The sequence below is a fragment of the Pseudoalteromonas shioyasakiensis genome (assembly GCA_013391845.1).
GTDB classification, from domain to species: domain Bacteria; phylum Pseudomonadota; class Gammaproteobacteria; order Enterobacterales; family Alteromonadaceae; genus Pseudoalteromonas; species Pseudoalteromonas apostichopi.
This window is the reverse complement of sequence record CP058414.1, coordinates 538,453-549,983: the sequence shown is the minus strand read 5'-3', so window position 1 is coordinate 549,983 and position 11,531 is coordinate 538,453. Positions and strand designations below refer to the sequence as shown.

The 11,531-nt window shown below is 40.3% G+C and carries 10 protein-coding genes and 1 pseudogene; 4 read left to right on the top strand and 7 right to left on the bottom strand.

Features of this window, described 5'->3' with window-relative positions; translation table 11 throughout:
* The first annotated feature begins 32 nt into the window (after positions 1 to 32).
* Complete coding sequence (tusA, locus tag HYD28_02405; GenBank protein QLE07914.1) at positions 33 to 272, top strand: sulfurtransferase TusA; 240 nt, start codon at positions 33 to 35, stop codon at positions 270 to 272.
* A 97-nt stretch (positions 273 to 369) separates the two neighbouring features.
* Here the strand turns inward: tusA and HYD28_02400 are convergent, their stop codons facing one another.
* The 7 genes and pseudogenes from HYD28_02400 to dnaA form a co-directional block, all read right to left on the bottom strand.
* Positions 370 to 819, bottom strand: a complete 450-nt coding sequence (locus HYD28_02400) for a hypothetical protein (GenBank protein QLE07913.1) — start codon at positions 817 to 819, stop codon at positions 370 to 372.
* Positions 820 to 880: 61 nt separating this feature from the next.
* Complete coding sequence (gene glyS / locus HYD28_02395; protein ID QLE07912.1) at positions 881 to 2,950, bottom strand: glycine--tRNA ligase subunit beta; 2,070 nt, start codon at positions 2,948 to 2,950, stop codon at positions 881 to 883.
* An 8-nt stretch (positions 2,951 to 2,958) separates the two neighbouring features.
* Positions 2,959 to 3,858, bottom strand: a complete 900-nt coding sequence (glyQ, locus tag HYD28_02390; GenBank protein QLE07911.1) for a glycine--tRNA ligase subunit alpha — start codon at positions 3,856 to 3,858, stop codon at positions 2,959 to 2,961.
* Between the two features lie 142 nt (positions 3,859 to 4,000).
* Positions 4,001 to 6,427, bottom strand: a complete 2,427-nt coding sequence (gene gyrB / locus HYD28_02385) for a DNA topoisomerase (ATP-hydrolyzing) subunit B (protein ID QLE07910.1) — start codon at positions 6,425 to 6,427, stop codon at positions 4,001 to 4,003.
* 12 nt (positions 6,428 to 6,439) lie between these two features.
* Positions 6,440 to 7,535, bottom strand: a pseudogene (gene recF / locus HYD28_02380) (DNA replication/repair protein RecF).
* A 6-nt stretch (positions 7,536 to 7,541) separates the two neighbouring features.
* Complete coding sequence (dnaN, locus tag HYD28_02375) at positions 7,542 to 8,645, bottom strand: DNA polymerase III subunit beta (protein ID QLE07909.1); 1,104 nt, start codon at positions 8,643 to 8,645, stop codon at positions 7,542 to 7,544.
* Between the two features lie 13 nt (positions 8,646 to 8,658).
* On the bottom strand, positions 8,659 to 10,056 hold the full coding sequence (dnaA, locus tag HYD28_02370; GenBank protein ID QLE07908.1) for a chromosomal replication initiator protein DnaA: 1,398 nt from the start codon (positions 10,054 to 10,056) through the stop codon (positions 8,659 to 8,661).
* Between the two features lie 506 nt (positions 10,057 to 10,562).
* Here dnaA and rpmH point away from each other — a divergent pair.
* The 3 genes from rpmH (at position 10,563) to yidD (ending at position 11,526) form a co-directional block, all read left to right on the top strand.
* On the top strand, positions 10,563 to 10,697 hold the full coding sequence (gene rpmH, locus HYD28_02365; GenBank protein QLE07907.1) for a 50S ribosomal protein L34: 135 nt from the start codon (positions 10,563 to 10,565) through the stop codon (positions 10,695 to 10,697).
* A 5-nt stretch (positions 10,698 to 10,702) separates the two neighbouring features.
* Positions 10,703 to 11,125: a ribonuclease P protein component gene (rnpA, locus tag HYD28_02360; protein QLE07906.1), complete on the top strand. Its 423-nt coding sequence runs from the start codon at positions 10,703 to 10,705 to the stop codon at positions 11,123 to 11,125.
* 128 nt (positions 11,126 to 11,253) lie between these two features.
* Entirely contained in the window at positions 11,254 to 11,526 is a 273-nt protein-coding gene (gene yidD / locus HYD28_02355) for a membrane protein insertion efficiency factor YidD (GenBank protein QLE07905.1), read from the top strand.
* Positions 11,527 to 11,531 lie beyond the last annotated feature (5 nt).

Here is an 11,531-nt window from a genome sequence, read left to right as displayed (position 1 = left end):
ATTAATTGTCTCTTTCATTCAAAAGGTCAGCCATGAGTTTTGATAATCCCGATCACCAATTAGATGCACTTGGCCTTCGTTGTCCAGAACCTGTCATGATGGTGCGTGGCGCAGTGCGTAAAATGAAAGATGGTGAAACATTGCTTATCATCGCCGATGACCCATCAACTACCCGTGATATTCCAAGCTTTTGTACTTTTATGGATCATACTCTAGTGGCTAAAGATGTAGAGCAAGCACCGTATCGATACTTGGTGAAGAAAGGGCTATAACGAGTTACGTTAAACTATTAAAATTAAGAGTGAGCATTAAATCAATATCATATGCTCACTCAATCGGCTTCAAACTGACAGCTGAAAGCTTAGAGCTTTACTTTCGGGTTACCGTCACTTTTGGTTGATTACTGTTACGATAATCAAAACTCACTACATACATACCTTTTGCAGCGGGTTTAAAGCTGAAATAATTGTAGATAGTATTACAGTCGGCATTGGCAGCTTGGCCTAAAACCAATGATTGCCCTGCAGGGTCCATATCACTGTAACCGCAGTTATAGCCTTCGCTAAAATCAGCATCCGCTATTTTGAATTCATAAACCTTACCAGGTGTTGAAAACTTAACTTCGGTTTGGAATATACCTGGTGCAACTTGCTCTAATTGATACTGAGGTTCGGCATCCCACAAGGTAAAGTCACCACGTAAATACATAGTACGGTCAAGGTCTTTGCTTGGCAGAATATCATCGATGCTTGGCATTTGCATTTGGCTAGAACAGGCTGTTAATAAGCCTGCTAATGCTAAAGTAATTACACGTTTCATTACTATTCCTTATGCTACAAAAAAGCCAGCACTGAGCTGGCTTTTATTAATTGGCTACTGCTTACTTCTGAAGTACAGAGATATCAGCAATATCTAAAAACAGGCGGCTTAGTTGGCTTAACAATGCTAAACGGTTTTGTTTAACTGCTTCGTCACCGGCCATTACCATGACATTATCGAAGAAATTATCAACACTCTCACGGATACCCGCAAGTTGTGACAATGCTTCTTGGTAATCACCATTTGCATATAGAGGTGCAAGCTCAGTTGCAAACTTCGCAACATGCGACGCTAATACTTTTTCTGCATCATCGCTTAATAGGCTCTCATTTACATCACCTTGTGTTGTGATGTCATTCTTAGCCAGAATATTGCTTACGCGTTTATTTGCTGCTGCAAGCGCTTCTGCAGCCTCTAATGTACGGAAGTGACTTACCGCTTTAACACGACGGTCAAAATCAACTGGTTTAGTTGGACGACGAGCTAGCACAGCTTGGATCACATCAACTTCGATACCTTCATCTTGGTACCATGCGCGGAAACGACCTAGCATAAACTCAAACACATCTGTTGATACGTTTAGGTTTGTTAGCTTCTCGCCGAATAGCGTTTGTGACTTAGCAACTAGATCTAAGATATCTAGCGGTAATGATTTTTCAACCATGATGCGTAATGCACCAATCGCTGCACGGCGAAGTGCAAATGGGTCTTTGTCGCCTTTTGGCGCTTGACCAATACCAAAAATACCCACCAGCGTATCAAACTTATCAGCAATTGCTACTGCACAGCTGATCACATTGGTTGGTAAATTATCACCCGCGAAGCGAGGCATATATTGTTCATTTTGCGCTAGTGCAACTTCTTCGGCTTCACCGTCGTGACGAGCATAATGCATACCCATTACACCTTGTACGTCGGTAAACTCCATCACCATTTCGGTCATTAAGTCTGTTTTACTTAATAAACCTGCACGCTTAGCCAGCTCGGCATCGGCACCTAATTGCTCCGCAATGTAACCTGCAAGTTCACTGATACGCTCAGATTTGTCTTTTAACGTACCCAATTGCTTTTGGAATAAAACAGTATCAAGCGATTCTAAACGGCTCTCTAGCGTTTTCTTCTTATCAGTTTCATAGAAGAATTGCGCATCAGCTAAACGTGGACGAACCACCTTTTCGTTACCAGCAATTACCACGCTTGGATCTTTACTTTCGATATTAGAAACAAATAGGAACTTGTTAAGTAAGTTGCCGTCTTGGTCTAATAACGGGAAGTATTTTTGGTCGTCCTTCATAGTATAGATAAGCGCTTCTGAAGGGACATCTAAGAAGGCTTCTTCAAATGTTGCTGTTAATGTTACTGGCCACTCAACAAGAGATGTTACTTCTTCCAGTAAGTCTTCATCCATCGCTACTTTTGCATTTACAGCTGTTGCTGCAGCTTCAATCTGTTCACGAATTTGTGCTTTACGTGTTTCGAAGTCAGCGACAACATAAGCAGATTTAAGAACATCAAACACGTCATCTGCGTGGTTAATTGTTACTTTTTCTGGATGATGGAAACGGTGACCTTGTAATTGGTTGCCAACTTGCTTACCAAGGATTTCACCTTCGATTAGCGTGCTACCAAATAAAATAGTCGCAGTGTGCACTGGGCGGATAAATTGTGTTTTATTTGCACCCCAACGCATTGGTTTAGGGATAGGTAATTTAGCAAGCGCTTTGTTTACAGCATCGCTCATAAGCGAGGTAGTTGCTTGACCTTCAACCTGTGCTTTGTGTAATAACCAAGCACCTTTATCTGTTTCTAGCGTTTGTGCGTCGCTTACATCGATGCCACAACCACGAGCCCAACCCATTGCGGCTTTAGTTGGGTTGCCATCTGCGTCAAAAGCCGCTGCTACTGCAGGGCCGCGCTTTTCTACAACCTTATCACTTTGTTTAGCTTCAAGTGCAGTAACACGTAAACCTAAACGACGTGGTGATGCGTACCAATTAACGCCTTGATGAGCTAATTCTAAGCTTGCAAGCTCAGCTGCTAAGTTCTCAGCAAACGACTCAGCAAGTTTACGAAGTGCTTTCGGTGGCAACTCTTCAGTGCCAATTTCTACTAATAAATTTTCTGCTGACATGCTAATTCTTAATCCTTACAAAGCGGGAAACCAAGAGCTTCACGGGCATCATAGTAACTTTGCGCACATGCTTTAGATAAAGCACGAACACGTAAGATATAACGTTGACGTTCTGTTACTGAGATAGCGTGACGAGCGTCTAATAAGTTAAACGCATGTGATGCTTTCATTACTTGCTCATAAGCTGGTAATGGTAAGCCTGCTTCAATTAGCTTTTCGCTTTCTTTTTCACAGTGATCAAACTGTGCAAATAAGAACTCAACATCCGCTTGTTCGAAGTTATAAGCCGATTGCTCTACTTCATTTTGATGGAATACATCACCGTATGTGACACGACCCATAGGACCATCTGCCCATACAAGGTCATAGATGCTATCTACGCCCTGAATGTACATTGCTAAACGCTCAAGACCATACGTGATCTCACCTGTTACTGGTGAGCACTCTAGGCCACCTACTTGTTGGAAGTAAGTGAACTGCGTCACTTCCATGCCGTTCAACCAGATTTCCCAACCTAGACCCCAAGCACCTAATGTAGGCGACTCCCAGTTGTCTTCTACGAAGCGAACTTCGTCAGTTAGCGTATCGATACCTACCGCAGCTAAAGAGCCTAAATAGAGCTCTTGGATGTTCTCTGGTGATGGTTTTAATACTACTTGGAATTGGTAGTAATGTTGTAAGCGGTTTGGGTTTTCACCATAACGACCATCAGTTGGACGACGGCATGGTTGAACATACGCGCTCGACATTGGCTCTGGACCAATCGACTTTAAGAAAGTTAACGGATGAAATGTCCCTGCTCCCACTTCCATATCGAGTGGTTGAGCAATCACACAGCCTTGCTGTGCCCAATAGTCCTGTAAAGCCAGGATCAAACCTTGGAAGGTTTTAACGTCATATTTTTGCATATTTGGCTTATAGTATCTGGTGCGTTTAGTCTGAAAATTGCTCTCAGTATACCTTGTGTGCAGTAAGGTTTTAAGCAGTTTGTGCTTTTTCAGCAATAAAAAAAGGAGCCAGTTGGCTCCTTTTTAATTATCAATTCTAACTTTACACGTCTAAGTTAACTACACGTAGTGCATTCGTTTCAATGAAGTCACGACGGGGTTCAACTTGGTCACCCATTAGTGTCGCGAACAATTGGTCAGCTGCAACCGCATCTTCAATTGTTACTTTCAACATACGACGTGCGCCTGGGTCCATGGTGGTTTCCCAAAGTTGATCTGGGTTCATCTCACCTAGTCCTTTATAGCGTTGGATATAAAGGCCACGTTTCGATTCACTAATTAACCACTCTAATGCATCAACAAAGTTATCAACAGCATGAGTTTTCTCACCACGTTGAATATATGCGCCTTCTTCAAGTAAGTTAGCAATGTTAACACCTGTCGCTGCAATGCGTTTGTAGTCACGAGATGTAATGAAGTCGAAGTTCAATACATGCGCTTTGTCCACACCATGTTGGCGAATATTCACAACAGGATAATACATGTTGCGTTCTGTATCGTGCTCAGTGCTCGCGTGGAAAATAGTTGCATCTTCATCGCGTGCAATTAAGTCTTCAACAAGCGTGTTAGTCCACTCTTTTACTTTTGCTTCATTTGCTAAATCAGCTTCTGTAATTTCGCTTTGATAGATTAAACGTTCCATAACCGAATTTGGATATTTACGTTTTAAACGTTCAATTACTTTTACTGTATTTTGATAATCGTGAACAATTCTTTCTAATTCTTCACCTTCAAGTGCAGTTGCACCTTCACTCGTATACAGTGCAGCATTGTTCAATGCTAATGACGTTAGGTAATCAACAAGCGCTGGGTCATCTTTAATGTAGCGTTCTTGCTTACCTTTTTTCACTTTATAAAGTGGTGGTTGCGCAATATAGATAAAGCCTTTTTCTACAATCTCTGGCATTTGACGGTAGAAGAAAGTCAGTAGCAAGGTACGAATGTGAGAACCATCCACGTCCGCATCGGTCATAATAATGATACGATGATAACGAAGCTTTTCTGGGTCATATTCATCACGACCAATACCACAACCTAATGCTGTGATTAATGTCGCTACTTCTTGCGAAGAAAGCATCTTATCAAAGCGTGCTTTTTCAACGTTAAGAATTTTACCTTTAAGTGGCAAGATAGCTTGATTTTTGCGGTTACGACCCTGCTTAGCTGAACCACCTGCAGAGTCACCCTCCACTATGTATAGTTCTGAAAGTGCTGGATCTTTTTCTTGGCAATCAGCCAATTTACCTGGTAAACCGGCTAAATCCATTGCGCCTTTACGACGTGTCATTTCACGCGCTTTACGAGCTGCTTCACGAGCACGTGCTGCATCAATGATTTTGCCAACAACAGTTTTAGCATCAACAGGATTTTCTAATAAGAACTCTGTTAGTTTTTCTGCCATTGCTTGCTCTACAGCAGATTTCACTTCACTTGATACTAGTTTATCTTTAGTTTGTGATGAGAACTTAGGATCAGGTACTTTAACACTTACAACTGCAGTTAAGCCTTCACGAGCGTCATCACCCGTTGCATTGCTTGTTGTTTTCGCTTTTTTGTTAAAGCCTTCTTTTTCCATGTAGTTATTTAGCGTACGCGTTAATGCGGCTCTAAAGCCAGCTAAGTGCGTACCACCATCACGTTGTGGAATGTTGTTTGTAAAACAATAAATGCTTTCTTGGAAACCATCGTTCCACTGCATTGATACTTCTACACTAATACCGTCTTCTTCACGCTCATGAGTAAAGTGGAAAACACTTTTATGTACAGGTGTTTTGTTACGGTTTAGATATTCTACGAATGCCTGAATACCACCTTCATATTTAAAGTGGTCATTTTTAGCTTCTTCACGCTCATCGGTAAGAATGATACTTACACCAGAGTTTAAGAACGAAAGCTCACGCAAACGCTTTGCTAAAATATCGTAGTGGAAGTTTAAGTCAGTGAATGTTTCACCGCTTGGCCAAAAACGTAATTCAGTACCGGTGTCAGTTGCATCACCAATTACAGCTAATGGTGCATCTGGTACACCCATAGTATAAGTTTGTTGGTGAATTTTGCCTTCACGACGAATTGTCAGTTGTAGTTTTTCTGATAGCGCATTTACAACCGAAACACCTACACCGTGTAAGCCACCCGATACTTTATATGAGTTATCATCGAACTTACCACCAGCGTGAAGTACCGTCATGATAACTTCAGCCGCAGAAACACCTTCTTCTTCGTGAATAGATGTAGGAATACCACGACCGTTATCTCTTACAGAGACTGAACCGTCTAAGTGAATCGTTACAAAAATATCATCACAATGACCAGCTAAGGCTTCATCGATAGAGTTATCAACAACCTCAAACACCATGTGGTGTAGGCCTGTACCGTCATCGGTGTCCCCTATATACATTCCTGGACGCTTTCTTACTGCGTCTAATCCTTTAAGTACTTTAATACTCGACGAATCGTAATTCTCAGACATGGTTAATCCCACTTATCTTGTTATTAGGTTGCCATGTTTCACGTGGAACATTTTTAGTTCTCGTTGCATGGGTTCCACCACAGCAGAAATACTTTCAGATAAAATTGATGAGATAAAAAGTTGCGAATCGCAATGAGTCAAAAGCTGACCCACTTTTTCTTTTGTATCTTCACCCAGTTTCTGAAGGTAAGTCATCTATTAGCAATATAGATTGCTTATCTGTTTCTGACTCAATTAAGCTATTTTGCGTTACTTTTAACGCATAAAGCAAGAGCTTCAATTGACCACGAGAAAATGTATTTTCTACACTGTTACCAGAAACACTAAAACTAAAATCAGCTTTATGCGGCCCCTTACTTGTGAAACCTTGTTTGGCATCACGTTCAAAGCTTTGCTCAAGCGCCTCTGAGAGCGTTTCACTCTCTTTCCAGCCCGCATGAAAGTTAATTTCTAAATCGCTTACAAGCGTTAATTCTGCACACATTTTATCAAAAAACTGCTGCTTAAACCTACTTATATACGCGATTCTTAAATTATTTATTTGTTCAGCTAGTCTAACAAATTCTTTATCCCAAAACTTGATCTGTTCGAAATAATCTCGAGGTTTACTTTTTAATAAAGCATTACGTTGTTTCAGTACTTTATTAAAGGACTGCCATAAATAAAAAAAGTCATGTTCCACGTGGAACAATCCTAAATCGAGAAATTTTCTACGCTCTTTTGGGCCACCAAAAAACAATGAATAGCTTTCAGGTGTAATAACTTGCACCGGTACTAGCTGCGCTAATTCAGAAATTTTACGGCTCGTTTTTCCCTGAATCTTTAAAGATGTTTCACCCGCTTGGTTTTTACTAATACCAATTGGGATAGACAAGTCGTGTAGTGCTTTTCGACCATGTATCACAAACTTGTCTTGTTGATGCTGAATGATATTTTTATGTTTGGCGGTACGAAATGATTTACCGTGAGAAAGGAAATAAATCGCCTCAAGGAGACTAGTTTTTCCGCTGCCATTTTCGCCGTAGATAATGTTTATGCCATTAACCGGCTCAAGTGTCAGCGCCTCAATATTCCGAAAATTATTGAGGCTTAAATGACTTAAACTCATATAAGCTTATAGGCGCATCGGCATAACAACGTACATAGCTTCTTCGTCACCCGCACCTTCAATTAGCGCACTGCTATTAGAATCTGCAAGCGTAAACGTAACATCTTCTGTTTTTAATGTATTAAGTACATCAAGGACATAAGAAACGTTAAAGCCAATTTCAAGTTCGCCGCCTTGGTACATTACTTCAACGACCTCTTCAGCTTGTTCTTGCTCAGGGTTGTTTGCTGTAATTTTTAATAAACCTTCAGACAGGTTTAAACGTACGCCACGGAACTTTTCATTCGATAAAATAGACACTCGCTGAAAAGCACTACGTAGCCATTCACGGTTAGCAGTAATCACCTTGTCACCACCACGCGGCAATACTCGACGATAATCAGGGAAACGACCATCAACTAGTTTACTGGTAAACGTAAATTCAGTATCAATAATACGAATATGATTAGCACCGAATTGAATGGTAACTAGCTCATCATCAGCCACCATTAGGCGCATAATTTCTTGTACACCTTTACGTGGAATAATTAACTGACGTTGCGTATTTAATGATTGCGGTAATTGCTTTTGTGCAATCGCCAAACGGTGACCATCTGTAGCCACTGTTTTAATATCTGCGTTATCAACTTCAAAAGACATACCGTTTAAATAATAACGTACGTCTTGATTCGCCATAGAAAAATGCGTGCTTTCTAAAAGCTTGCGTAACTCTAAACGCGTTAGTTGAAATTCAACTTCACCATCCCACTGCTCAAGATTCGGAAAATCTTCAGCGGCAAGCGTTGTTAAAGAAAAACGGCTTTTACCACTGGTCAGTAGTAACTGATGATCTTGGCTACTTAACGTAAGGTCTGAGCCATCAGGTAAACTTTTACAAATATCGAGTAACTTTTTAGCTGGTAAAGTGAGTTGCGTATCAGTGGTATCTTCACCTACAAACACACTCGCCACTAACTCAATTTCAAGATCGGTACCCGTCATCGAAAGTTGTCCGTTTTCAACAACTAAAAGTACGTTCGATAAAATAGGTAAGGTGTGCTTACGCTCAATCGCACCAGACACTTGAACTAAAGGTTTTAAAAATTGCTCTCTTGATATTGTTATTTGCATAATAAAGTCGGCCTTAAGATGACAAGGTTCTTATTAAGTTTTGATAATCTTCTTTCACTTCGTGGCTTTCATCACGTAGTGATTTAACTTTACGACAAGCGTGTAATACAGTTGTGTGATCGCGACCACCAAAAGCGTCGCCAATCTCAGGTAAACTGTGATTTGTAAGTTCTTTTGATAATGCCATGGCCACTTGACGTGGTCTTGCTACTGAACGGCTTCGACGTTTAGATAATAAGTCTGACACACGAATGCGGTAATACTCAGCAACTGTACGTTGGATATTATCTATCGTTACCAGTTTATCTTGCAGAGCAAGTAAGTCTCGCAGGGCTTCTTTTACAAAGTCGATCGAAATCGGACGACCAGTAAAGTTTGCATTAGCAATAACGCGGTTTAACGCCCCTTCTAATTCACGCACATTTGAACGCAATTTTTTAGCGATAAAAAAGGCCACTTCATGGGGTAAATTAATTTTACTTTGCTGCGCTTTTTTCATCAAAATGGCAACGCGCGTTTCAAGTTCTGGCGGCTCAATAGCAATTGTTAAACCCCAACCAAAACGTGATTTAAGGCGATCTTCAACCCCTTCTATCTCTTTGGGATAGCGGTCTGAAGTTAATATAATCTGTTGATTTCCTTCAAGTAAAGCGTTGAAGGTATGGAAAAACTCTTCTTGTGAGCGCTCTTTATTAGCGAAAAATTGAATATCATCGATCATCAATGCATCAACACTTCGGTAATAACGTTTAAATTCTTCAATGGCATTATTTTGCAGCGCTTTAACCATATCTTGCACAAATCGCTCTGAGTGCATATAGACAATTTTAGCGTCTGGCTTATTTGCCATAATACCGTTACCAACAGCATGTAATAAGTGAGTTTTACCTAAGCCCGTACCACCATATATAAATACAGGGTTAAATGCTGAACCTGGGTTATCTGCAACTTGAGTCGCTGCAGCTTTTGCTAATTGGTTTGATTTACCTTCAACAAAGCTATCAAAGGTATAATTTTCTTTAATGTTTGATTTATAACCTGATTTTGGTGCAGGTTCTACCGCTGCTTTTTCAGGCTTTGGCTGTTGCTTTTCGGCAGCTTGTTGTGGAACAGATGCGCTAGCTTCTGAAGCAGCCGGTGCTGATGCCACTTGGGCATTTAAAATTGGTTTACTACCAACATCAAAACGTAGCTCAGGTGCTTCATCACCACAAATTTCAACGAGTAGTTCATTAATACGGTTTAAATACTTTTCTCTCACCCAATCCAAAACGAAACGGTTAGGTGCATATATAGTCAACGTATCTTCGGTACTTTCTGCTTGAAGTGGTCTTACCCACATACTGAATTGCTGTGAAGGCAATTCATCTTGCAATACATATAAACAACTTTGCCAAACCGACAGATACACAGTTAAACTCCCAGAGATTTAATTTTTATTCCCGTTCATCTTTAATGATGGAAAATCAAACATTTATTGCTAATCTTTGACCAACTTTCTTGGCCCAGACCGACTATTATGAAGGTACTTTATCCACAAGTACAAGATTGATTTTTATGAAAAATATGATCTCAGCAACATAAAAGAATAAAACACTGATTTTTAAGAAATTTATTTTTTAAGCTCGAACAGTGATCATAACAAATTTGCAGGCAGATCGCGATCAAATTCTACGATCGAATTGGCTTTTCCCAAGCTTTTATTCACTTTTTATACAGAGGCTGTGGAAAACTTCTTATTTATGATGATCCTATATGATCACGAAAAAGGATCCTTTATAATTACTACCTCTGCAGCGTTTTAATGATTGACTTTTATTGTCTTCATCTATAATATCTCGCGCTCGCAATGGCACCTGTGCCAGGATCGCGACCTGCATAGGATGTTTTAACCTTAACCGATCGGATGGAATTGTTATGAAAAGAACTTTTCAACCTAGCGTTTTAAAACGCAAACGTACACACGGTTTCCGTGCTCGTATGGCATCAGCAAATGGCCGTAAAGTATTAGCTCGTCGTCGTGCTAAAGGCCGTAAAGTTCTTTCTGCTTAATATAAGTGGAAGACTTTAGCTTCAGCAGGGAGTTACGTCTGTTAACTCCCTCGCATTACTCTCGAATCTTTAATGAACCAGCACGCGCTGCGACTCCTTTCTTTACTCTATTAGCTAAACGCAATGACCAAACTAATCCTCGATTAGGTCTTACGGTCGCAAAAAAACGCGTTAAAAAAGCCTGTCAACGTAATCGAATTAAACGACTTGCTCGCGAAAGTTTCCGTTTAAATCAACATAAAATCGATAACATTGATATCGTGCTTATGGTTAAAAGTGGTATTGATGAACAGTCCAACGAAGAGCTAACAAAGCAACTAAATAAATTGTGGCGAAAAATTAACGAACGCTGCAAGCCTGGTGCACCTAAACCACCACCATTTAAAAAACGCCCGAATAAATCAGCTAAATCTAATAAACAAGCCTGATAGCAATAGAATTACAGGCTTAATTAAGGTATCTTTAGCTCACCTTTTAATCATGCATTTAAAATTCTACGATGGGAATTTAAATTCATGGTATCCATTGACTAAATTAACGCAGGGGCAGACACATCATGAGGTTACTTAAACCACTTGTTGCTATTCCAAAGCGCTGTTTAGTCATGCTAATACGCGGCTATCAAAAATGGATAAGCCCACTATTAGGCCCGCATTGTCGTTTTAATCCAACCTGCTCTAGTTACGCTATTCAAGCAATTAATTTGCATGGAAGTGTAAAAGGCAGTTGGTTAGCTGTTAAACGCATATTAAAATGCCACCCTTTACATGCTGGTGGGGATGATCCCGTACCGGCAAAAAATCATATTAACCACCAACACGAGAAATAAGAGCT

What these genes read in the sequence shown, in the direction of transcription:
- HYD28_02400 (QLE07913.1), bottom strand. Translation starts at nt 819, where the DNA reads ATGAAACGTGTAATTACTTTAGCATTAGCAGGCTTATTAACAGCCTGT.
- rpmH (QLE07907.1), top strand. Translation starts at nt 10,563, where the DNA reads ATGAAAAGAACTTTTCAACCTAGCGTTTTAAAACGCAAACGTACACAC.
- gyrB (QLE07910.1), bottom strand. Translation starts at nt 6,427, where the DNA reads ATGTCTGAGAATTACGATTCGTCGAGTATTAAAGTACTTAAAGGATTA.
- glyQ (QLE07911.1), bottom strand. Translation starts at nt 3,858, where the DNA reads ATGCAAAAATATGACGTTAAAACCTTCCAAGGTTTGATCCTGGCTTTA.
- tusA (QLE07914.1), top strand. Translation starts at nt 33, where the DNA reads ATGAGTTTTGATAATCCCGATCACCAATTAGATGCACTTGGCCTTCGT.
- dnaN (QLE07909.1), bottom strand. Translation starts at nt 8,645, where the DNA reads ATGCAAATAACAATATCAAGAGAGCAATTTTTAAAACCTTTAGTTCAA.
- yidD (QLE07905.1), top strand. Translation starts at nt 11,254, where the DNA reads ATGAGGTTACTTAAACCACTTGTTGCTATTCCAAAGCGCTGTTTAGTC.
- glyS (QLE07912.1), bottom strand. Translation starts at nt 2,950, where the DNA reads ATGTCAGCAGAAAATTTATTAGTAGAAATTGGCACTGAAGAGTTGCCA.